This is a genomic window from Kluyvera chengduensis (genome assembly GCF_044197065.1).
Taxonomy (GTDB): domain Bacteria; phylum Pseudomonadota; class Gammaproteobacteria; order Enterobacterales; family Enterobacteriaceae; genus Kluyvera; species Kluyvera ascorbata_C.
Genome location: NZ_JBIQOI010000018.1, coordinates 1 through 21,823, shown reverse-complemented (window position 1 = coordinate 21,823; position 21,823 = coordinate 1). Strand labels below are relative to the sequence as shown.

The 21,823-nt window shown below is 48.4% G+C and carries 21 protein-coding genes and 1 pseudogene; 13 read left to right on the top strand and 9 right to left on the bottom strand.

The window, feature by feature from the left end; genetic code table 11:
* Positions 1–245 precede the first annotated feature (245 nt).
* The 8 genes from ACH1XZ_RS23075 to ACH1XZ_RS23040 form a co-directional block, all read right to left on the bottom strand.
* Entirely contained in the window at positions 246–1,478 is a 1,233-nt protein-coding gene (locus ACH1XZ_RS23075; RefSeq protein WP_395597298.1) for a vWA domain-containing protein, read from the bottom strand.
* A gap of 15 nt (positions 1,479–1,493) precedes the next feature.
* A complete protein-coding gene (locus tag ACH1XZ_RS23070) occupies positions 1,494–2,144 on the bottom strand; it encodes a hypothetical protein (RefSeq protein ID WP_395597297.1) in 651 nt (216 codons plus the stop codon).
* A gap of 56 nt (positions 2,145–2,200) precedes the next feature.
* A complete protein-coding gene (locus tag ACH1XZ_RS23065; protein WP_395597296.1) occupies positions 2,201–2,776 on the bottom strand; it encodes a TerD family protein in 576 nt (191 codons plus the stop codon).
* A gap of 69 nt (positions 2,777–2,845) precedes the next feature.
* Positions 2,846–3,424 carry a tellurium resistance membrane protein TerD gene (gene terD, locus ACH1XZ_RS23060; protein WP_395597295.1) on the bottom strand — a complete coding sequence of 193 codons (579 nt, stop codon included), beginning with the start codon at positions 3,422–3,424 and terminating at the stop codon, positions 2,846–2,848.
* 48 nt (positions 3,425–3,472) lie between these two features.
* Positions 3,473–4,513: a tellurium resistance membrane protein TerC gene (terC, locus tag ACH1XZ_RS23055; protein ID WP_395597294.1), complete on the bottom strand. Its 1,041-nt coding sequence runs from the start codon at positions 4,511–4,513 to the stop codon at positions 3,473–3,475.
* A 22-nt stretch (positions 4,514–4,535) separates the two neighbouring features.
* Entirely contained in the window at positions 4,536–4,991 is a 456-nt protein-coding gene (locus ACH1XZ_RS23050; protein WP_395597293.1) for a tellurite resistance TerB family protein, read from the bottom strand.
* Between the two features lie 22 nt (positions 4,992–5,013).
* A complete protein-coding gene (locus ACH1XZ_RS23045) occupies positions 5,014–6,171 on the bottom strand; it encodes a TerD family protein (RefSeq protein ID WP_395597292.1) in 1,158 nt (385 codons plus the stop codon).
* On the bottom strand, positions 6,171–6,752 hold the full coding sequence (locus tag ACH1XZ_RS23040; protein ID WP_395597291.1) for a TerD family protein: 582 nt from the start codon (positions 6,750–6,752) through the stop codon (positions 6,171–6,173). Before ACH1XZ_RS23040 ends, ACH1XZ_RS23045 begins: the two co-directional genes overlap by 1 nt.
* 320 nt (positions 6,753–7,072) lie before the next feature.
* On the opposite strand from ACH1XZ_RS23040, the gene ACH1XZ_RS23035 reads away from it, so the two are divergent.
* The 13 genes from ACH1XZ_RS23035 to ACH1XZ_RS22975 all read left to right on the top strand — a co-directional run bounded on the left by ACH1XZ_RS23035 (position 7,073) and on the right by ACH1XZ_RS22975 (position 20,497).
* Positions 7,073–8,131 carry an ATP-grasp domain-containing protein gene (locus ACH1XZ_RS23035; RefSeq protein WP_395597290.1) on the top strand — a complete coding sequence of 353 codons (1,059 nt, stop codon included), beginning with the start codon at positions 7,073–7,075 and terminating at the stop codon, positions 8,129–8,131.
* Between the two features lie 9 nt (positions 8,132–8,140).
* A complete protein-coding gene (locus tag ACH1XZ_RS23030) occupies positions 8,141–9,283 on the top strand; it encodes a phosphoribosyltransferase domain-containing protein (RefSeq protein ID WP_395597289.1) in 1,143 nt (380 codons plus the stop codon).
* Positions 9,276–10,049: an HAD family hydrolase gene (locus tag ACH1XZ_RS23025; RefSeq protein WP_395597288.1), complete on the top strand. Its 774-nt coding sequence runs from the start codon at positions 9,276–9,278 to the stop codon at positions 10,047–10,049. The genes ACH1XZ_RS23030 and ACH1XZ_RS23025 overlap by 8 nt, the downstream gene beginning before the upstream one ends.
* Position 10,050: 1 nt before the next feature.
* Positions 10,051–11,130, top strand: coding sequence for a cysteine protease StiP family protein (locus tag ACH1XZ_RS23020; protein ID WP_395597287.1), 1,080 nt, complete (start codon positions 10,051–10,053; stop codon positions 11,128–11,130).
* On the top strand, positions 11,130–12,086 hold the full coding sequence (locus tag ACH1XZ_RS23015; protein ID WP_395597286.1) for an HpcH/HpaI aldolase/citrate lyase family protein: 957 nt from the start codon (positions 11,130–11,132) through the stop codon (positions 12,084–12,086). Before ACH1XZ_RS23020 ends, ACH1XZ_RS23015 begins: the two co-directional genes overlap by 1 nt.
* Positions 12,087–12,096: 10 nt before the next feature.
* A complete protein-coding gene (locus ACH1XZ_RS23010; protein WP_395597285.1) occupies positions 12,097–13,305 on the top strand; it encodes a DUF4236 domain-containing protein in 1,209 nt (402 codons plus the stop codon).
* Positions 13,306–13,322: 17 nt separating this feature from the next.
* The gene (gene terW / locus ACH1XZ_RS23005) at positions 13,323–13,790 is read left to right on the top strand and encodes a tellurium resistance protein TerW (RefSeq protein WP_395597284.1); all 468 of its coding nucleotides are present in this window, start codon (positions 13,323–13,325) and stop codon (positions 13,788–13,790) included.
* Positions 13,791–14,267: 477 nt separating this feature from the next.
* Positions 14,268–14,906, top strand: coding sequence for a vWA domain-containing protein (locus ACH1XZ_RS23000; protein WP_395597283.1), 639 nt, complete (start codon positions 14,268–14,270; stop codon positions 14,904–14,906).
* Between the two features lie 21 nt (positions 14,907–14,927).
* Complete coding sequence (locus ACH1XZ_RS22995; protein WP_395597282.1) at positions 14,928–15,569, top strand: TerD family protein; 642 nt, start codon at positions 14,928–14,930, stop codon at positions 15,567–15,569.
* The gene (locus tag ACH1XZ_RS22990; RefSeq protein ID WP_395597281.1) at positions 15,569–16,207 is read left to right on the top strand and encodes a vWA domain-containing protein; all 639 of its coding nucleotides are present in this window, start codon (positions 15,569–15,571) and stop codon (positions 16,205–16,207) included. Before ACH1XZ_RS22995 ends, ACH1XZ_RS22990 begins: the two co-directional genes overlap by 1 nt.
* 87 nt (positions 16,208–16,294) lie before the next feature.
* Positions 16,295–17,335, top strand: a complete 1,041-nt coding sequence (locus tag ACH1XZ_RS22985) for a TerY-C metal binding domain-containing protein (protein WP_395597280.1) — start codon at positions 16,295–16,297, stop codon at positions 17,333–17,335.
* Positions 17,335–18,972, top strand: coding sequence for a PP2C family serine/threonine-protein phosphatase (locus ACH1XZ_RS22980; protein ID WP_395597279.1), 1,638 nt, complete (start codon positions 17,335–17,337; stop codon positions 18,970–18,972). Before ACH1XZ_RS22985 ends, ACH1XZ_RS22980 begins: the two co-directional genes overlap by 1 nt.
* Positions 18,973–18,997: 25 nt before the next feature.
* Positions 18,998–20,497, top strand: coding sequence for a helix-hairpin-helix domain-containing protein (locus ACH1XZ_RS22975; RefSeq protein ID WP_395597299.1), 1,500 nt, complete (start codon positions 18,998–19,000; stop codon positions 20,495–20,497).
* Positions 20,498–21,483: 986 nt separating this feature from the next.
* Here the strand turns inward: ACH1XZ_RS22975 and ACH1XZ_RS22970 are convergent.
* Positions 21,484–21,729 (bottom strand): annotated as a pseudogene (locus ACH1XZ_RS22970) (antitoxin Xre/MbcA/ParS toxin-binding domain-containing protein); the annotation flags it as partial.
* Positions 21,730–21,823 lie beyond the last annotated feature (94 nt).

Below are 21,823 nucleotides of genomic sequence, written 5' to 3'. Positions count from 1 at the left end.
TCAGTGAATCGGATCTTACGCATAGCGATCTCCTCAGGGGACATAATCAGTATGTCGGAAGATCTCTAAAAGTGAATGGGTCGTTTTGCCGGGATACTTACAGTGTATCCGGATAACTTTCACGGTAGTAACTATCTCTTTCATGACTAGTGGTTCGCTTTGATACCTTTAAGACCCGGCAATCTTTCCTACCTAGGTCTCTTGCCAGTATCAGTATCCTCTATTTAGGCTTATCCTGAAGTGAACTAAAGGATATCTAGTTTTTTTATTTCATTTATCCACGGTCTAAATTCTTCTAGTAAGTTATCGTATAATTTTTCATCACTGATAGCGCCAAAATCATCCATTGCAAAGAAATGGGTGTTATCAACGCGTCGGTCTGTAAAATCATCTAGATTTTTCAGAATTCCGTAACTTGCTCCACCTAGGCCGACAAACTTCCAGAAGATCGGGTAGTTGGCTGAGCGCCGTATAGCATTCTTAATTGCCCCGGTTTTACTTATCCCTCCATCAGTAATAAAGACTATGTAAACCGGGATTTTTGAGTCCTTGAAGTAGTCAATAATTTCTTCCATTACCGGCGGCTCATTGTTAGTCCCTCCAAGTCCAGGCAAATTTTCCCAGGCTGAACGCTTTCCGGATCCACGAATGGTCTGAATATAATCGTCAAGGTTATCCAGAGTGACGTTTGGATACTTCTTATGCTTCTCTCCAAACCCCCAGACATCCATCTCACCATCATCATCGAACTGAGCGGCAAGAATGGCGATGCGGTCCAGAACGGATTGAACGTTGCCCTTACTGAACTGGCCACTCATTGAGCCAGATGCATCAAGAACAAACGCAACTGCCGCCTCTAGGGTGTCCAGCTTATTTTTAGTGAGACTGACTGAGGCCTTTTTAGCGAGACTTACAAGTCGTGGAGATTTGGTTTCAAGTTTCTTTTCCAGACTGATACGTGCTGGCCGCGGAGCTGTCGGTGCTACATCAACGCCATAACTAATGGCCAAAGGCTCAAGTCCACCGTTAAAACCCTGCCCAAGCGCCCGGAGCTTCCAGTTGCCGTTGTGGCGATACACCTCCGCCACAATAATAGCTTTCTCGCTACGCCCTACTGTTTCGAGATCAAACGATGCGAACCCGGGGACCTGAAGATTCAGGTGCTGCAAGCCTGTAATGGTATCGCTTCCGTCAATTACGAGGGTTACGGCTATTTTCTGAACAGACAAGGAAACGTGGCTAAGCTCAATATGAACGCTTGATAGCTGCGTCCCTAGTGTCAGTTCTACAGCCCCCTCAGGTGAACTCAGGTTATTGAAAAAAATGAAATCGTTATCACCACTCACCTTACCTTGTGCGTTGAGCAAAAAAACGCAAGTGTCGGGTTCACCGTTAAAGCCGGGACGTACCGGGTATCGCAGATTAAGCGTGATTGATGATGAAGATAGAAGGATATTTTGACCTGACTGTAATTGCATGACTCTGTTCCTTGTTTAATAACCGTAGTCTCTGCCACCCTTTACGCGGGTTCTGGCCTGAAGAGCTGAAATACACTCATCACGCTTTTGCTTGTTCGAGAAGTTGATGCGTCGGGATCCGAAATCACCATGTATATAGAAGTTGACACCTTTCTCGCGTGTGATATTCGATATTTTTCTAATATCAATGCTATCCTGCTCGCCCATTCTACTTAGAAACTTGAGACGGAGCCAATCACCCAATCCCATATTGCCTATATCTGCTGGAAGAATTATCGTTCGATCATTATCGTTGAAAATTATACCGAAATATTCTATAGCGATGCGTTCCGCCATTTTTTTCATTGGCCAGAGCATTACAACCGGATAGAGAAATAACATAACTATTACTATATAATGTGATGTTTCCGGCGATACAAATTTAACAGGAAGTACACTAAGTTGAAAAACGAGCAGTGCTGAAAAAACAATAACAGCGACAGAGGCACCCAATGTTTTAAACAGAACGCCAATATCATATACGCGCTGAGTATTAGGGATTGCTGAATATTTTCTTTTTAGTTTCCGGTAGAAAAATATCCCGAATATCAGGAACGGCAAGAATACAAAAAAAGCCACAACAAAAAGTAGTATTACAGCTGAACCATCATCTTTTTTCTTTGCCATGTGATAACACCTATAAAAAACCCGGTGACAGCACCGGGTTGAATTTATTTTTATTATTAAATGTTTACGCCGTGCTGGGTTGCCAATGCAGATAAACCGCCTGCAAACCCCTGACCTACGGCTTTAAATTTCCATTCGGTACCATGGCGATACAGTTCGCCAAAGATCATTGCGGTTTCGGTCGAGGCGTCCTCAGACAAATCGAAACGGGCAATTTCCGCTCCGTTGTCGTTGTTGTAAACACGCATGAAGCTGTTGCTCACCATGCCGAAGTTTTGTTTACGCACTTCGGCATCATAGATGGTAACGGCAAACACCAGTTTTTTAATGTCTGCTGAAATTTTGGTCATGTCGATTTTAACCTGCTCATCGTCTCCGTCGCCTTCACCGGTACGGTTGTCACCCTGGTGCTCAACCGCGCCGTCAGGGCTGGTTTTGTTATTGAAGAAAATGAAATGGGCATCTGAAAGCACTTTACCGTCTTCACCTACTGCGAATACGGAAGCATCCAGATCAAAACCCTGACCGTCAGTTACACGGGCGTCCCAGCCCAGGCCAACCATCGCTACATTCATGGTTGGTGCTTCTTTGGTCAGAGATACGTTACCGCCTTTTACGAGAGAAACTGCCATTTTTAGCTCCTGCAAACAGTTTGATGAGGGCTGAATCAACAGCCCCAGTTATGAAAAGTAACTTTTCAATCAGGACGCGTTAATGCCGTACTGAGCACATACAGATGCCAGACCACCAGCATAACCTTGGCCCACTGCCCGGAATTTCCACTCAGCATTGTGGCGATACAGCTCACCGAACAGCATGGCAGTTTCAGTAGACGCATCTTCTGTCAAATCGTAGCGAGCAACTTCAGTCTGGTTATCGTCATTGACCAGACGAATAAACGCACCGGATACCTGACCAAAGCTCTGACGACGAGCCTGGGCATCATGGATTGTCACAACGAAGATGATCTTGTCTACGTCAGACGGGACTGTGTCCAGTTTAATTTTCAGCGATTCATCATCACCATCGCCCTCACCAGTACGGTTATCACCGGTGTGCGTCACGGAACCATCAGAAGACGTCAGGTTGTTGTAGAAAATGAAATCAGCGTCACCGCGCACTTTACCGTTAGCGGCCAGCAGAAATGCTGAAGCATCCAGGTCAAAATCCTGACCGTCAGTAGAACGCGCATCCCAGCCAAGGCCCACCAGGACGTTTTTCATTGACGGGGCTGCTTTACTCAGGGAGACGTTCCCGCCTTTGGAAAGAGAAACACTCATAAAATAACCTCTTCGATTAGTAATTGTTCAGGTTAACACTTAAGGGGATTAGCTCCCCTTTTCCTCAGATTCAGATTTGCCTGGGAACATAACGCTTGCAATGATACCCAGCGCCAGAACACCCAGCACGACATACAGGCTGGTTGTGGCCGCGATGCTGTACCCATGATGCCAGATGTGATCGGTCGCATTCAGACCCAGTTTCGCTGCGATGAAGAACAGCAGCACGATGACGGCCTTCTCCAGATGAACCAGATACTGTTTCAGTGCCTCAAGGACAAAGTACAGAGTACGCAGACCCAGAATAGCAAACATCATGGCGCTATAGACAATCAGCGGTTCACGGCTAACGGCAATGATTGCCGGTACCGAGTCAAACGCAAACATCACATCAGAGAGTTCAACCACGGCAACACACAGGAATAGCGGAGTAGCATACAGCGCCATCTTTTTACCACGGCCAATGGTCACGTCGCTGTTTTCTGGCTTCGCCAGTTCGGCATCCACTTCCTTCTGGTTAAGCAGAAAAGCATGACCTCTGAGCTTCGGCCAGATGGGGAAAAAGCGTTTAACCATGCGGTAAGCCAGATGCTGGGAGTAATCTTCAATATCACCATCGTCATCACCGCTTTTAAGCATCATGACCGCCGTCCAGGCAACGATGATAGCAAAGATGACTTCAACGTACGGCCCCAAACTCAGCAGGCTCGTACCGATGGCGACAAAAATGCCCCTGAAGACAATGGCACCAATGATCCCCCAGTAGAGAACACGATGGCGATAACGATCCGGAACGGCAAACCAGGAGAAGATGGCCATCATGACAAACAGGTTGTCGACCGACAGCACTTTCTCCAGCGCATAACCTGTGACAAACAGACTGGCAACCTCAGCACCGTGGTGAATGTAGAGGAAACCGGCAAATGCCATCGCAACCACAACCCAGAATACAGACCAGAGGGCCGCACTCTTCAGTGAGATAGGCTTGTCATCACGGTGCATAAACAAATCAATAAAGAGGGCACCGACTGAAAGCGCAATGAAAACAATGACAGTTTCAGTCGGGAAACCGATGTGTGTTGAAACCATATTTTACCCTTAGGGATGTGGATCAGAGGCCAAATTCAGCCGGGTCGAAACCCAACGCGATCGCGATCTCGCGGGAGGCCAGTTTCTCATCCTGATCGAAGTTACCGTCACTTTTCGCAACAGCAATACCAACACGTAAGGCCAGTTGAGCGGCCTCAGGCTGATCTTTCAGCGCCAGGATGTATTTCATGGTTTCTCCCTTGCCAATTTCCACATCGAAATCGAAGCTTGAAACCAGTTTATTGAAGAACTCGATCACTTCATTGGTATCGAAGACCTTTAGTTCTTCCGAAGAGCGCAGAAAACCCATCATTTTTTGCTTTTCTTCAGAACTCACGCCGTCACTGGATACTGCAATACGGGCGCAGACAGCAACGGTGCCCTGCATAAATTTTTTGTTTTTGAAACGGCCAACCTGGCGGGTCAGTTCGTCCCGGCCGGAGTTAATAGCATCTTTAACTTTGTCGAAAAAACTCATACCTGTTTCCTTTGTTGCAGTGTTATTTAGAACCGGCGCTCCAGCGAAATCCCCAGCCAAATGCCCGGTCCATTTCGTCCTGTCCCTTGAAATACTGGTTAATACGCTCGACTTTAATCGCACCGTTTTCGTTTACGAGTCTGGCAATAGCACACAACGTGCGACGGTTTTCACCCTCTGTCAGGCGGGTCTCAATGGGAGGCTGATCCGGTACATGAATTGTGACCACACCATCTGTCTTATCCCAACTAGGAACACCTTCATAAATAAAGGCGTATATCAGCACTTCACGGATATGCTTCCACTCACGGCCATTGATATGCAGCCATTCACCGTCTGATACATCTCCCGTCCGGTCATCTCCCTTCAGCTGAACGTAAGGCTCATCGCGATAATCACCGAAAGCATTACCCAGCGCCTGAATGACCGACTTATAACCATCCTGAAGCTCAACAAAAGCTCCCAGGTCTAGGTCTATTCCTTTAGAGCCGAACATGCCTGCAAATCCGGATTTGCTGCTGCCCCGGTGCCAGTTCAGGTTAATCCGAATTTCACCGAAGTTATCCCGTTTGGTCAGGCTGATTGCAGGTTTCTCTTTTGTCAGAGATACCTTACTCAGGCTGATTTTTGTCTCAGCTTTCGGAGGGGTTGCAACCGGAGGGGGCGGAGCTGCAGGGGCTGGCTCGTCGGCAATATTTACACCGAAATGTTCTGCCAGCGGTTTAAGCCCACCGTGGAAACCCTGTGCAACGAAGCGGAATTTCCAGTCATTATTACGACGGTAAAATTCACCCAGAATTAAGGCTGCTTCCTGACGGCCGCTCAGTTCAACAATGCCACTAACCAGACTAGTTGCCCCCTGCTCCACGTCGATGGAAAGATCACGAAGACCAGATACCGTCTGCCCACCGTCACAGGTCACGGTGAACGCAATTTTCTGTACATTAGGTTTCAGCCGGTTGAGCGCGACAGTAAACGTTGAATACTGACCTTCACTGGCCAGGCTGATGGTACCATCATCATTACGTGGCTGACCGTAGAACACCATGTCAGCATCACCCTGGACTTTCCCGTCTGTGTACAGGCGAAATGCAGAAGCATCAACCGGGCCTCCTGAAGTGACCCGAACCCGCAGCTCCTGGGCTGGAACGGGGGCATTGCCCCCCGGAGTCAGATTCATTAGCAGATAACCGTTGAAACGATATCGGAGTGCATATCGTCGATTGTGCGGCCGCGACAGGCATGCCCATGCGCGGTAAAGTCCCATTTGCCGTTATTACGGCGCAGCGATGAAATGACGATCCCGGTATGTGAGCCCTGCTCAGTCAGTTTATAGCGAGCCAACTCTTTACCGGTTTGATCGACCACACGGCAAAACGCATTTTCGACGTCATTGAACGATTGACCACGGAAGCTGTTAACCGTAAACGCCAGGTATTCAACATTTGCTGGTAGACGAGAAAGGCTGACGTTAATCACTTCATCGTCACCGTCACCCTCACCGGTCAGGTTATCGCCGCTGTGAATAACAGCGCCACATGTGGATTTCAGTTTGCGGAACCAGATAGTGTCAATTGTATTACCGTTGCTGTCCATTAATACGCAGCCAGCATCGAGATCGATTGAGTCATTGCCTCCGAACAATCCTCCAAGAAGACCTTTTTTCTTCACTGGATCCCAACCGAGACCAAATTGAAGCTGGTTTAATGCAGTCGATTCTTTGCTGAGTGATACCGTCTGGTTCTTACTTAATGAAACCATGTTTTATTCCTTAAAATGGTAATGACCGTGGCAATCAAAGGTATGTTTATTAACTGACAAAAAAATCATATCATGATGAAGTTCTCTGACAAGCGAAATTTTGGCTTTTTCTCTAAAAATACAAAATAAAATACTTTTAACATATTGTATTAAATAATAAATATACGTTTATATTCAACATTATAACAACAACACCGAAAACACAAAATCACTTTTATTCAAAGATGTACTGAATCATATTATGATTGACATATCGCAATGAGGCCCATAGACTCACATCTCAATCATAAATTTACATTACGTTCCGGATAATTAAAACGATGAGCAGAAATATTTGGTTTATGGAGGGATTGTCCTCGCAGCGAGATATTATTCAAGGGGTAAAATCATTTGCACAAAAAAATAACTTTGCCATTACCATTTTTGCCTCCCACCGTAACGAAAGAAATGAAATACTTTCCGTTGCCGATTATTCTTTGACTGAACCGAAAGACCCTCAAAAACGACTTCAGTTTATTCAGGAAACGATCCTGAACCATGGCATCCACCATATTCATACGGGGCGTAACAGCCAGTGGTTTGAAGAACACCGCACAGCCATTGAGTCGACCGGAGCCACCCTTACTACTGGTGCAACGGGCGTCGACTGGCTAACTCTTGCTGACGAAAAAGTTACTTTTGCTCAGTTCATGGTGCAAAACGGGCTCCCGGTAGTGCCATCCTGGCGCGTGAATACCCTGGCAGAGTTAAAGGCGCACCTCCTGACCCCTCCGTTTTCTGACAGCCCGCCATGCGTGAAGCCGGTAACGGGTATCTATGGCATGGGATTCTGGCGCTTTGATGACAATGCTTCACCCATGGACGTCTTTAATCATCCAGAACATCGCCTGGTCAGTCCGCAACAGTATATTGCAGCAGCATCGGCTTCTGAGTCGTTTAACCCCCTTGTTTTGATGCCATACCTGCCAGGCCCGGAGTTCTCTGTCGATATCCTCGCAAATAAGGGCGAAATACTCGCAGCCGTGGGACGCCGTAAGGAAGGGGCTATCCAGTATCTGGTAAACGAAGGAAGCGCCTGGGAACTGGCGTGTGACTGCGCCCGGGTGATGAAGGCCGACGGGCTGGTTAACGTTCAGACGCGAAACGATGTGAATGGCAACCCGGTGCTGCTTGAAACCAACATGCGTCCGTCAGGTGGGGTGGGTTATACCCTTCACAGCGGGGTGAACCTTCCCGGGTTGTTTGCTGCCTTTAAGCTCGGTCTGATGTCTGAAGATGCGGTGATCCAGAGCGCCAGAAATACCTTTTCTCCGGTTGCAGTGAGATCCATCACAGATGTCATCGTTTACCCGGATTCACTCTCTAACCTTCTGAATTAAGGCGTGTTTATGTCTGATGCCCTCGAAGATATGATTTATCGACGTACCCTCTCATGCGGTACGATTCAGGTAACCCGCGACCAGGGGGAAGTTTCGCTCGATGACCTGTTTGATATCGCTGAAAGACGTAACCCGAAACGCGCCTTTCTGTTTGTCAGCAAAGTACTCGGCAGGCACATTCCCGTGCCACCCTCAGTCATGCGGCAGGCGTACAGACAGCTTGCCAGCCAGTTCCCCTCAACGCTGACAGGGCCCGTACTGTTTATCGGTATGGCTGAAACCGCCGTTGGGCTTGGGGCCGGTGTGTTTGATGAAGTGCTCCACCAGCATCGTGAATCTGTATATCTGACCTCTACCCGTCACCCGGTTGATGGCACGTTGCTTTGCGAGTTCAAGGAAGAACACAGCCACGCCACCGATCATCTGATCTATCTGCCGGATGATGAAGAGAAAAGACGTCGTCTTACCAACGCGCGAACGCTGGTTTTGATTGATGACGAGGCAACCACCGGTAATACCTTTATTAACCTGCTTTCTGCCCTGCGTAATACCGGCAAGCTTCAACATATTGAACAGGTTATCGCCGTTACGCTTACCGACTGGAGTGGCAATGCCCTGTCCGAGCGCAGCACCTTACCCGTCACTTCGGTTTCTCTTGTAAGCGGTCAGTGGGGATGGACCCCATTACCAGATGCACCTGTCCCGGACATGCCGAAGGTCAACGTAACTTCACGCGGAGAATGGGACATTCAGGGAAAACAGTCATGGGGTCGACTGGGGATGCTCGCCCCTGCGGCCGATCTCGGCCATGAGGTCTCCGTCCGCAAGGGGGAGCGTGTTCTGGTTCTCGGGACAGGGGAATTCGTCTGGGAGCCGTTCCTGCTTGCTGAACGGCTCGAAGCTGCCGGAGCACAAGCATTTTATGGTTCGACCACCCGCTCCCCTATCGCCGTGGGTTATGCCATTGAGTCCGCAATTTCCTTTACGGATAACTACGGGCTGGGCATCCCCAATTTTGTCTATAACGTCGCGCACCAGCAGTTTGACCGCATTCTTGTGTGTACTGAGACACCCGCAGAAAGTATTGACGCGCAGCTTCTTAAAGCACTGGCTGAAGTTGCACTCGTCGTGGAGATTGTTACCTATGAATAAACCCATTGTTTTGAGCGACCTTGACGACACGCTCTTTCAGACCCGTCGTAAAATGGTGCACGAGCTGGCCCTGGAGCCATTTCGTACCGGTGCCGTTGATCGCACCCTGAATCCACGAAGCTTTATGACGGAAGAACAGTCCATGTTAGTGGACTGGCTCCTGGAGCAGGCTGAACTCATTCCCGTAACCGCAAGGGGAACTGAAGAAATCAGCCGCGTCCGGATCCCTTTCAACTCCTGGGCTATCACCACGCACGGGGCCGTCATTCTCACGCCTGAAGGCAAACCCGACGAGGAGTGGAAGGCTCATATGCTCGGCGAGCTGGCTCCCTACCAGGAAAAGCTGACATCGATGCAGCGTCTGATCACTGAAATGATGGACGCAAAAGGGATCAATGCCTGGGCAAGGCTGAACTTCGAATACGGTGAAACGGCGGTTTATATGGTGATGAAACACCGCGACAGCACCCGCCTTGACGAACTCAATGCCATTGCAGATGAGATAGAAACGGTGTTTCCGACTGAGGGCTTCTACATCCACCGCAACAGTAATAACGTGGCCTGGCTTCCCACCCCGGTTGAGAAAGGGCTGGCCGTCAGCTGGCTGCTTGAAAAACTTCGGGCTGAACGCGGAGTTTTCCCCGTAATTGGTCTGGGCGACAGCCTGAGCGATCATCGTTTTATGAAACTGTGCAGCTGGTTTGGCATCCCGCGTCAGAGTCAGTTTGCAGATGCCATTTCACAGCGAATTTTTGGAGAAAATTAAAATGCAGCCACATGAAACATTTACCGGCTCATACCAGCCCGGTGACGTGGAATTTCTGCTGAAGCCGATTGTCATTGAGATGACGCCGGTTGATCAAAAAGAAGAGCTGATTCAGTCCGGGAAGAAACATTATTCGGACATGCTCAGCCAGGAGCCAGCGCCAACACAATGGCATCTTGATTTGTTTCACCGGGCGCTGGATCGGGGCGCAGAAAGACTTGCAAAAGAAGTCACACAGCTCGCTATTGCTCTGGCCGAACGCTTCGGTGATGAGCCCATTGTACTGGCCAGTCTTGTCAGAGCTGGCGTGCCGCTCGGCGTTATGCTGCACCAGGCCCTGCGTGACATGGGGAAAACCTCATGGCATTACGGTATCAGCATCATCCGGGATCGTGGAATTGATAGTGCAGCCCTCGACGTCATTGAAGAGCGGCATGGTATCAGCGGTATTGTCTTTGTTGACGGATGGACAGGTAAAGGCGCAATTACCGGAGAGCTTGTACGCGCACTGAAAGATCGCCCGGGCTATTCTGAGCAGCCGCGACTGGTTGTCCTGGCCGATCCCTGTGGCTGTTCCTGGCTTGCAGCCAGTGATGACGACTGGCTCATTCCTTTTGGCATCATGGGTGCGCCGGTGTCAGGCCTGATCTCCCGGTCAGTATGGTCCTCTGAAGGATTACATGGGTGCATGGTTTGCGAGCATCTCAGTGAATTCGAATGCAGCCAGATGTTGGTCGATACCGTCGCTCATTTCCGTAAGAAGTTAACACCGTCATCCCTCGCTCCTCTGAGCTGGAATACAGTATCAGCCCGGACCTTATGGCAGACAAGTCGCGACGTTATCGCGTTCCTGGCCGATGAATTTAAAGTGGACAGCGTCAATCGTATTAAACCCGGTATTGCTGAAGCAACCCGGGCTGTATTACGTCGGGTACCGGACCATGTATTTGTGCGTTCGATTGACGACCCGGACGTTGCGTTGCTTGTAGGGCTTGCTCGTGAAAAGGGAATAGTTGTTACAGAAATGGGGGGAACCCTCGGCCAGTATCGGGCTGTAACCATTATCAAGAAGGTGCTCTGATGAAAAATCGTCTTACTCCCTGGAATCTTGGAGCCACGCTATACATGCCTGCAACACGGGAAGATATTGCTGATGCCGTCCTGCACGGGAAAATCCCGGGTTTGCGCTCTCTGGTGATTTGCCTGGAGGATGCTGTCAGTGAAGCAGACATCCCTGTAGCCCTCAAAAACCTTGAGCAACTGCTGCACGAACTCAGTAACAGCATGCGTAGTCTGGGTAAAAATGACTGGCCTCTGGTGTTCATTCGCCCCCGGCATGCCGAAATGGGCAAATGGTTAAAAGCGCATTATGATCTTTCCGCTGTCGACGGGTTTGTGTTGCCGAAATTTACCCTCAGTTCGTTAGCTGAATGGTGGGATATCATGGGCGGGACTCACCTGTGCATGATGCCAACGCTGGAAACAGAAGACGTCTTTGACGTGGTTCAGATGCGCGAGCTGGCTACTCGTCTTGAGGAACATCCCTGCCACGACCGCATTATTGCGCTTCGAATCGGCGGCAACGATCTTATGAATGTTGTGTCGCTTCGCCGTCCCCGGGACCTGACGCTGTATGACAGTCCGATGGGCTACGTCATTAAAATGCTCGTTTCGGTCTTCGGACCGCGTGATTTTGCCCTGACCGCGCCCGTGTGTGAGCATATTGACGATCATGCCGTTATGGCCAGAGAGCTGGCTCTTGATATGGCACATGGGCTTGTTGGGAAAACAGCCATTCACCCGGGTCAGATAGAGGTCATTCAAAACGCGCTGATGGTCACTCAGGGTGAGCACTCTGACGCTCTGCGGATCCTGAATTCTACCCAGGCAGTGTTTAAGTCGCAGGGGGCAATGTGTGAACCCGCCACACATCGCCGCTGGGCGGCTGGTATTCTGGACAGAGCGCGTTTTTACGGATTACAGAACGAGCAAAGTACCGATGGAATCAGATTACTTACCGTGACTCAGCATCATTAAGGAAATCATAATGGGGTTCAGGTTCAGAAAGTCGATCAACATTATTCCTGGCGTTCGCCTCAACCTGAGTAACGGTGCACCGAGTCTGAGTGTCGGCCCGAGAGGTGCTTCCGTTTCTTTTGGTAGCCGGGGGACCTATGCCAATCTGGGCTTGCCCGGTACCGGGCTGAGCTACCGTACCCGCCTTGACCGGGCCGCGCGTTCCGGAGGTGGAAACCGGACGGCAACCGACCCGGGGCTCAGACAGGCGCTTGAGCAGGAAGCTGCTGAACTAATGTCAGCGGTGAGCGCAATCCGTAATACTCACGAACTGACGCCGGATCCAAAAACAGGCATCAGCTGGGCAGAACTGGAAGCAGTATACCTGCATAACAGAACGTCGCCTTTTCAGGTTCCGGCACCGGTGCGTCCTGAAAAGCCAGAATACCGTGCATTGCCAGAAAAGCCTGCGGGGAACGAAGGCATTAGTTTTCTGGGTAAATGGTTTGAATCGGAAACAGCTAAAGCTGAGCGCCACGCCGAAAATCTTCGCCGGTGGCAGCAGGAGCTGATTGATGTGGAGCGTGAGAATACCCTTCGACAGCACCGGTACCAGCAACAACGGACGGCCTGGGCCGAACAGTATGCAAACTGGAAGTTTGAGGCTGAAGAACATGAAAAACGGCTCGTCACGGCTCAGGCAGATGCCCGGCAGCAGTTCCGGACAGACGCAGCGTTTTTCGAATCATACCTGGCGGGTGTGCTTGCAGAAACGGAATGGCCGCGTGAAACGCTTGTTGCATTTGAAGTAAGGCCAGAACAATCAACAGTCCTGTTGGATGTTGATTTAGCTGAGATTGAAGATTTTCCTGATAAGATTTACGGCGTCAATACCCGGGGTACGGAGCTGACGGAAAAAGCTATGACGCAAAAAGCCCTACGCGAAAACTATGCACGCCACGTCCACGGCTGCTTGTTCCGCCTGGTTGGTATCGTTTTACATACGCTACCGTTCGACAACGTGATTGTGTCAGGCTTTACACAACGAGTCAGTAAGCGGACCGGCTATCTGGAGGACGAGTATATTCTGTCCTGCAAATGCACCCGCCGCCAGATATCTTCAGTAAATTTTGAAGGCATAGAACACATTGATCCGGTTGAAGCGTTAGGCGATCACCCGGTTATTCGAAAGATGAGCAGTACATTCATTTTTCAGCCTATTGAACCACTAACCCTTTAAGCAGGCTAAATCTAACGATGCAATTAAATACCAGACAGGCCCGGATTTTTAAGCTTGCCAACTTACTTGGCACCGGAAAGCCTGTTCCCGCTGCCGACATTATAACCAGTCTGGAATGCTCAGAGCCGACATTAACCCGGGCACTCAAAGAACTACGCGAGTCATATTCTGCGGAAATCAAATACAGCAAGGCAGGTCATTCCTATCATCTCGTTAATCCGGGCCAGCTGGATAAAAAGACACTGCGCCGGATGAATGAAGCGCTCTCACAGAATGCTGAACTGAAAACCGGTGAGTCTACAGGAAGGGTAATACTCGACAAGGATAAAAAAACAGCCGTGTCATTATCGCTACGCATGCGGATTTTAAGGAAAATTGACCGTCTGGCTGCGCTGAGTGGAACCACCCGAAGTGAAGCGGTTGAGACGCTGGCTTTGTGCTCTGTTGACAAACTGATAAAAGAATATAGCGCAAAAAAGTCCTGATGATGCTAAATCTCAGACCGGGGCAAAAAACCCCGGTTTTGTCATATTTCACATCTGTATCGGCCTGACATAGTTTTCGTCGATTATCCCCTCGCAATACCAGCAGTGCCTTTCTGCCTACAAAACCTGCCCTTTTAGCATCCTCTTGTGCTGCACATCAATCTTTGCGCGCTTTACACTCCATTCATGTAGTTCTGTGATGTATGATGATTTTCATGCACATGACAGTTTATTTTTGCCGGAGTTTTTCAGAAGCCTTATATTCTTGTCCGGTCTGAATTATTTCTGTTGATAAGAGGCCATTCATATGTCTGTAATTAAATGGTGGTTAACAGATTACTCTAATGCAGCTTTTGAACTTGCTCCTGAGTATATAATCCCCATCCGACAGATGCTGTCCCGTTTTATCAAATCAACAAACTCTGGCATCTTCCTGAAACTACTCTCTTCTTCCGGTCTATTAAGAAGGAATTACATTTGAGACGTTTACCCGTATATCTGCTACTCGACACCTCCGGCTCCATGCATGGAGAGCCTATCGAGGCGGTCAAGAATGGCGTTCAGACGCTACTTACCACACTGAAACAGGATCCGTATGCACTTGAAACAGCTTTCGTGTCAGTGATCACCTTTGACTCTTCAGCCCGACAGGCAGTCCCCCTGACAGACCTACTGGGTTTCCAGATGCCAGCATTAGCAGCCAGCGGCACCACGTCTCTTGGCGAAGCGCTTTCCCTCACGGCCAACTCCATTGCCCAGGAAGTACAGAAAACGACTGCTGACACGAAAGGTGACTGGCGTCCTCTTGTATTCCTGATGACGGATGGAGGTCCGACTGATGACTGGAGTAAGGGCCTGAAGGACTTTAAAGCAGCCAGAACCGGTGTTGTTGTGGCATGTGCAGCCGGGCATGATGCCGATACCAGCGTCCTCAAAGAAATCACTGAAATCGTGGTTCAGTTGGATACGGCTGACAGTTCAACAATTAAAGCTTTCTTTAAATGGGTTAGTGCGAGCATTTCGGTAGGCAGTCAGAAAGTGGAGTCTGGTAAAAAAGAAGTGATCGGTCTTGAAGATCTGCCACCGCCGCCACCAGAAGTGAATGTGGTCTTATAATTTATTGATTAAGGGGATGTCATGTCTGTCAGTCTGAGCAAAGGCCAGGGTGTAAGCCTGAAAAAAAATGAATACGATCTCTCATCCGTTACGATCGGCCTCGGTTGGGATATTAATGAGGAAAAGAAAGGTTTTCTTGGCGGCATCTTCGGCAAGAAAGAAGAAGAATACGACCTTGATGTCATCGCTTTCCTGTGTAATTCAGCCGGAAAGGTAACCGATCTTGGCAATGTGGAAAATGGTAAACCGACTCTGGTGAATGGCGATATCATCTTTTTCAACAGCCTTCGCCATAAGTCAGGAAATATCTGGCTGACGGGCGATAACCGAACTGGAGCCGGTGACGGTGACGATGAGCAAATTATTGTGCGCCTGAATGCCCTTGATGCTCAGTACGAAAAAATTGTGTTCATCGTCCAGATCTACAATGGTGAAAAACTACAGCAGCATTTTGGTAAAGTTCAGAATGCCTTCATCCGGGCAGTAGATGCCCGTAATATTGAAATGGCACGATTTGATCTTTCTGGTGGTCCCGCCTTCGCTAGTCAGCGATCCATGGTTTTTGCCGAGCTGCTACGCGAGCCTACTGGCTGGAAACTCAGGGCAATTGGTGAGCCCTCAGAATCAGATTCGTTTGTCTCGCACCTGAGGAATTACATCTGATGCGCCGCCTTCCTGTTTACCTGGTTATTGACACATCTGGCTCGATGCGCGGCGAGTCTATACATTCCGTTAACGTAGGAATTCAGGCGATGCTTAGCGCTCTCCGCCAGGATCCCTACGCTCTCGAAAGCGTTCATATCTCCATTATCACCTATGACAATGAGGCGCGTGAGTTTATTCCTCTCACGCCGCTGGAAGACTTCCAGTTTTCTGACATCATGGTGCCAAGCGCTGGCGGGACCTTCACCGGTGCAGCCCTTGAATGCCTGATGCAATGTGTTGATCGTGATGTACATCGCTCAGATGGTGATACTAAAGGAGACTGGCGTCCTCTGGTATTCCTGATGACTGATGGAACGCCTTCTGATGCTCTGGCGTACGGAGAAGCGGTAACTGCTATTCGTGGGCGGGGGTTCGGATCCATCATTGCCTGCGCCGTTGGTCCTAAAGCAGGGCACGAGCACTTAAAACTGCTCACCGATAAGGTTGTGTCTCTGGAAACTCTCGATTCAACCGCATTTTCAGGTTTCTTTAAATGGGTTTCGGCCAGCGTTTCCTCCGGAAGCACAAGTGCAGGGTTCAATACCGGAACAGATACACTTCCTCCTCCTCCACCAGAAATACAGCTGGTGCTCTGACAGACAGAAAGGTGCTGCTCTACCTGGCAGCGCTTTCCTGTACAGAACCATTTTCTGCTGGCTGTTACCAGCCGTACGAGGAAAATTATGAGACGCCTTCCCGTTTTTTTTGTCCTGGACTGTTCGGAGTCCATGATCGGTGAAAACCTGAAAAAAATGACTGATGGTCTGCAAATGATCGTCGGAGATTTAAGAAAGGATCCACACGCACTTGAAACAGCCTGGGTCTCGGTAATCGCGTTTGCCGGTATAGCGCGTACGATTGTGCCTCTGCACGAAATTGCCTCATTTTACACTCCCCGCCTTCCCGTTGGCGGCGGTACAAGCCTTGGGGCCGCATTGCGTGAGTTGACCGTGCAGATTGATACCCAGGTAAGAAAAACTACTCATGAGGCTAAGGGGGACTGGAAACCCGTAGTGTATCTCCTTACCGACGGACGTCCCACTGACGACACAACCGCAGAAGTTAAACGCTGGAAGGATCACTACGCGAGTAAGGTGAATCTCATTGCCGTTGGCCTGGGTCCGTCTGCAGACCTTAATATCCTGCGGCAGCTGACTGAGAATGTCATGCTTTTCACAGAGTCACAGGAAGGTGACTTTACCCGCTTCATCAAATGGATCACGGCCTCGGTTACCGCCCACAGCCGCAGCATCGGGGACGAAAAACAACCGGAGCTCAGCCAGACTGAATACATAGTCCGTCTTGCCAAAGACGAGCCTGTAAAAGCTTTCGACGAAAACTGCGTTACGCTCACTGGTCGTTGCAGCAAGACCCGTCGCCCGTACCTGATGAAGTATGAACGGCCACCAGCAAGGGTTTCCGGACTCGATTTCAACCTGAATCTGAACAGCTTTAATATTGCCGGATGCTATCCCATCGATGAGGACTATTTTACGTGGTCAGATGCTACCGCTACCGGTTTGCAGGTAAATACCAGTGAACTGCATGGCGTACCGGGTTGCCCCCACTGTGGTAATGCCAGTGCATTTGCCATGTGCTCATGCGGGAAGTTGCTGTGCATCAATGGCCCAGATGACGTGATCTGCCCATGGTGTGAAAAAGGTCTTTCATTCGGCAATGATGGCGGAAACACTAACTTCGACGTAAACAGAGGGAGAGGTTGATGCCGCAAGATATTTCACTTGAAGAGAAGATTATCCGCTTAGTGCTGTCTGAGTTGGGTCACACTGTAGAAGGTAGGCGACTTTTCCTTCCATCGCAGGATCCATCCCTGTCCAACGAGATTATGCGGCTTATAAAGCAAATTGAGAGTTTTGCGCAGGGTTTATCTACGCAGGTTAGCGAAGGCGATAAAGACTCAGAAACTATGGTCTCATCTGCTTCCAGCCTTTCCGATCAGCAACAGACGGTTGGGGCTGAAGCTGATAACTCGGGCAACGACGCAACCAGTAAACCGGAAAAGCAAACCCTACCAGAAAATGAAGCCCATCCTCCGATCTGGAAACTGATGCCTTATTACGAATTTAATAAACCAGCACAGATCGAAGACACAAGCCAAGCATCCACAACATTAAAACCTGGGCAGATACCGACATGCCAGCAGCGGGCCGGGTTAGCTATGCCACCTGCCGCTTCCCCGAGAGCGAAAGTAACTATACCCAATGCCCGTGCAAGCGAACGTTTCTCTTCGCCGGTTACTATCCTTCTGGATGAGGGCCAGCAGGCTACTGTCAGGGACGTTATCTTTCCCCGGAACATTGGCCTGACCTTTGACAAAGAACATGAGTTACTGACAGGTATACCCACCGAGAGCGGCGATATTGAGCTTTCAGTACTCTGGTCATGCTCTTCGCACGGCGAATGCGAAACAAAGCTACTTTTTATAGTCAACCCCGATCCGAAAAGCCTGTGGAAGGTGGTAGAACCACCAGCAGACGCTCCATACCCTAAATCCCATCTGGACGCTGCTGGTATGGTCAGAAGTGACATACGTATTGCTGCAGCCAGTCGCCGAGGACGCTCTCATGAGCATGCTGGGAGCTTCAGAGATGACGACTTCTATATCAATCACTGCCAGGAAACAGGATGGTCTGTCATGCTGGTCGCAGACGGGGCCGGTAGTGCAGTAAATTCCCGGGAAGGCTCCCGGATTGTAGTCAAAACGGCTGGCGATTACCTTTTCAATCAGCTCAGTGGAGTGAAAGGCATCCATTTAAAGGAGCACATCACGGCGTGGGAAGGGAGCGATCAGCAGGCAACCATAAACGCCATGCTTCATCATTTCAAACAAGCAGCTACGCTCGCGGTCAACAGTATCCAGAACGAAGCCATTTGTGCAGAACAACCGGTGAAATCCTATTCAACAACCCTACTGGCAACTGTAGCACTACGAACTGATAAAGACCTGTTTGCGGCCGCATTCTGGCTTGGTGACGGTGCGATAGGTGCATACAGCCCTTCCGGTAAAGTCAGGATACTGGGAAATCCCGATAGCGGAGAATACGCAGGACAAACCCGCTTCCTTGACCAGAGCATTATCGCAGACCCATCGTTTGGCGGCCGCATCAGCGTCGGTAAATGGAATGATGTATCTCATTTGATCCTCATGACAGACGGCGTATCAGACCCTCTGTTCGAGACGGATAACGGGCTTCGCAGTGACGAAAAATGGACCCGTCTCGTTGATGAGCTCATCCCTGTCCTTACAGACGCCAGTATTGCGCCTGAGAGGTTAGGCGACTGGCTTAACTTTTTCTCCACAGGGAACCATGATGACCGCACAATTGCGGTGTTGTGGTAAGAGATACGCTTTTTCGGTGATCAATATGGCAAATATCGTTACGTGCAAAACAAAGGACGGCGAAACTGTCCAGTATGTTGACGAGGTAATTGGTTCGGGCTCGATGAAGGATGTTTACTTTTCGCCTGATAAATCTTACGTCATCGCTTTTTATCATAAACCGCAGAATGAACAGGCCCGGGATCGGATTGATATGATCACCGGGCGCTACCGGCAAAACATTTTTGGCCAATCCGGTGGTGAATACTGGAAGGACCTGTTTTGCTGGCCGACCCACGTTGTTGAGCATAGGGATAAAATCGGTATCGTGGTTCCAACCTACCAGAGCCACTTTTTCTTTAAATACGGCTCTAAAAACGATGATTTTCTGGGTATAAAAGGTCGGGAAAAAGAAGGCAAATGGTTTGCCAGCGCCAGCAACCAAAATAAATTTCTCGACTCACGTGAACGAGGCAATACACTTACCTATCTCAAAGTCTCTCTGCTGCTGACAAGAGCCGTCAGAAGGATGCATGCGGCAGGTCTCTGTCACAGCGATCTAAGCTATAAAAACGTGCTGATCGATCCAGAAATGGGCCATGCCTGCATCATTGACGTAGACGGCCTAGTTGTCCCTGGAAAGTATCCTCCCGACGTCGTGGGCACCCCGGATTTTATCGCTCCAGAAGTGGTGAAAACCAGCCATCTTTCCAAGGAAGATCCGAACCGCGTATTGCCAAGCATTACTACTGACCGTCATGCGCTGTCAGTGCTTATCTACATGTATTTGTTCTTCCGTCATCCGCTACGTGGCGGAAAAATACATGACATGTCGGATGAAGTACGCGATGAGACCTTATCTATGGGTGAGAAGGCACTCTTCATTGAACATCCGACAGACAAAAGTAATGCAGTCAAAGTCAGTCAGCTATCCTCCTTTTCACTTCCCTGGGCTGATCCGGAGAAAATCCCTTACACTATCATGGGCCCTTATCTGACGCCTTTGTTTGAACGCGCCTTTATTGATGGCCTACAAGATGCAACTAAACGCCCGACCGCCGATGAGTGGGAAAGCGCCCTGGTTAAAACAGTCGATCTAATACAGCCCTGCCAGAACCAAGGGTGTGAACAGAAATGGTACGTTTTCTCAGGTAAGACAAAGCCGGTATGTCCTTACTGCGGTACGCCGTACAAGGGTAAATTACCCGTGCTAAATTTATATTCTTCCCGTAAAGAAGGCAGCTATCGTCCTGACGACCACCGGTTGATGGTTTGGAACGGGCAGTCAATCTACGCGTGGCATGTGAATCGCCTCATCGCACCAAATGAGCGTACAACGGATGCACAAAGGAAACGAGTTGGTTATTTTGTTTTCCATAACGATCAATGGTGGTTAGTAAATGAAGGCATACATGGGCTTATGTCATTACCGGATAAACGAAAGATTGCCGTTGGGGAAAAAATTGAACTGACGAATAACGCTCAATTTGTTTTATCAAAGGAAGAGGGCGGTAGGCTAGTAGTTGTTCAATTAGTAGAAAATTAACAAATATATCTTACCCGATTAGAACGCCTGACTGATAAGTTAGGCGTCATACAAGCCATCTTTTTATCTACTTCCGCTAAAGTTGTAGTTAATGGGTATTAAAACAAATTCTTACCACAATTATTTACATTAAAAATGCGGGGGAAATGCATCGATAAATTTATCATGTTCTTCACAGACCACAACATTTAAACTTAATAAAGTTAGCATTAAAAAAACGAAAATTTCAAGACTTTCATAAATCACATGCGCAATTTTATTTTCATAAGATATTAAAGACCTCACTATCCGCTTTAATAATCGCGCAAAAAACATGCGCAACATATTAATGTTACACTAATTATACATTCTAAATATACATGAATTTATTTCCCAAAAATAAAAATAAATAAAATCAAACAATTCACATTTATTTTATAATGCTCAAACTTTAACGTTGAGTTTAGGACATGGCAATAGATATACCGGTATCCCAAAAAGTTACAGACACCAACTATAAATTGGTAATATCCCAGGAAATATACTCCACACACGATTAACTCAAGGGTTCTTTAACTGTGTCTAAAAAACAATTAAATAAAACCTAGTATAAACTTTTGTTGCAACGGTAACACATTAATTCAAAGGCAATTTGTAACACACTCTGCCAGCACCATTAATATGCATATACTTTCAAATACAATTATGACAGTAGGCAATCATTGAGATTTTAACTATAGGATATATATCCACACATTGACATAATTTACTGTAAATATATTTTATGATATCAAAGTGATGGTAAACTAAAAACTAAAAATAACGCACATTGAAAATAAAAATTTGCAATAAATCATAATTTACAACCTTAGGTGTTAATTTAATAAAACTCATTAGAGTTAATCTGGAACTATTCGAAAAGATAAAAACTGACATCTGCTAATATATTATAAAAGCGAAGGGAGTAGGCCACACAAGATAGTTTTATCTATTATATAATTATAAGCTTATGAATACACGCCATCCTCAACTCTAATAATAAGACGAATAACTTCCTGAGCCCCAACTTCAGAAGCTAAGATATAAGCAGGGATATTCCAACTCAGAGCACGATTTGGCTCATGCAGCCATTTTCTTGCAGCTTCCTTATCACCCTCAAACAATGCTATCGCCCGTTCAATTACCCGTATAATACGCACCAACCGCTCACTCTGATTAGCAGTGAATCTTTTTTTGGTAGAACGTTTAAACGTTGGACTGACCCCACAACAGTAGACATTTCCTGTCCTCACGACGATGCCTGTTCAAAGGCCTCCGGACTGACGCCGCCGAGGTGGCTGTGACGCC

Bases quoted from the DNA above. Each gene is read 5' to 3' on its own strand.
- ACH1XZ_RS23075 (WP_395597298.1), bottom strand. From the start codon at position 1,478: ATGCAATTACAGTCAGGTCAAAATATCCTTCTATCTTCATCATCAATC.
- ACH1XZ_RS23070 (WP_395597297.1), bottom strand. From the start codon at position 2,144: ATGGCAAAGAAAAAAGATGATGGTTCAGCTGTAATACTACTTTTTGTT.
- ACH1XZ_RS23065 (WP_395597296.1), bottom strand. From the start codon at position 2,776: ATGGCAGTTTCTCTCGTAAAAGGCGGTAACGTATCTCTGACCAAAGAA.
- terD (WP_395597295.1), bottom strand. From the start codon at position 3,424: ATGAGTGTTTCTCTTTCCAAAGGCGGGAACGTCTCCCTGAGTAAAGCA.
- terC (WP_395597294.1), bottom strand. From the start codon at position 4,513: ATGGTTTCAACACACATCGGTTTCCCGACTGAAACTGTCATTGTTTTC.
- ACH1XZ_RS23050 (WP_395597293.1), bottom strand. From the start codon at position 4,991: ATGAGTTTTTTCGACAAAGTTAAAGATGCTATTAACTCCGGCCGGGAC.
- ACH1XZ_RS23045 (WP_395597292.1), bottom strand. From the start codon at position 6,171: ATGAATCTGACTCCGGGGGGCAATGCCCCCGTTCCAGCCCAGGAGCTG.
- ACH1XZ_RS23040 (WP_395597291.1), bottom strand. From the start codon at position 6,752: ATGGTTTCATTAAGTAAGAACCAGACGGTATCACTCAGCAAAGAATCG.
- ACH1XZ_RS23035 (WP_395597290.1), top strand. From the start codon at position 7,073: ATGAGCAGAAATATTTGGTTTATGGAGGGATTGTCCTCGCAGCGAGAT.
- ACH1XZ_RS23030 (WP_395597289.1), top strand. From the start codon at position 8,141: ATGTCTGATGCCCTCGAAGATATGATTTATCGACGTACCCTCTCATGC.
- ACH1XZ_RS23025 (WP_395597288.1), top strand. From the start codon at position 9,276: ATGAATAAACCCATTGTTTTGAGCGACCTTGACGACACGCTCTTTCAG.
- ACH1XZ_RS23020 (WP_395597287.1), top strand. From the start codon at position 10,051: ATGCAGCCACATGAAACATTTACCGGCTCATACCAGCCCGGTGACGTG.
- ACH1XZ_RS23015 (WP_395597286.1), top strand. From the start codon at position 11,130: ATGAAAAATCGTCTTACTCCCTGGAATCTTGGAGCCACGCTATACATG.
- ACH1XZ_RS23010 (WP_395597285.1), top strand. From the start codon at position 12,097: ATGGGGTTCAGGTTCAGAAAGTCGATCAACATTATTCCTGGCGTTCGC.
- terW (WP_395597284.1), top strand. From the start codon at position 13,323: ATGCAATTAAATACCAGACAGGCCCGGATTTTTAAGCTTGCCAACTTA.
- ACH1XZ_RS22995 (WP_395597282.1), top strand. From the start codon at position 14,928: ATGTCTGTCAGTCTGAGCAAAGGCCAGGGTGTAAGCCTGAAAAAAAAT.
- ACH1XZ_RS22990 (WP_395597281.1), top strand. From the start codon at position 15,569: ATGCGCCGCCTTCCTGTTTACCTGGTTATTGACACATCTGGCTCGATG.
- ACH1XZ_RS22985 (WP_395597280.1), top strand. From the start codon at position 16,295: ATGAGACGCCTTCCCGTTTTTTTTGTCCTGGACTGTTCGGAGTCCATG.
- ACH1XZ_RS22980 (WP_395597279.1), top strand. From the start codon at position 17,335: ATGCCGCAAGATATTTCACTTGAAGAGAAGATTATCCGCTTAGTGCTG.
- ACH1XZ_RS22975 (WP_395597299.1), top strand. From the start codon at position 18,998: ATGGCAAATATCGTTACGTGCAAAACAAAGGACGGCGAAACTGTCCAG.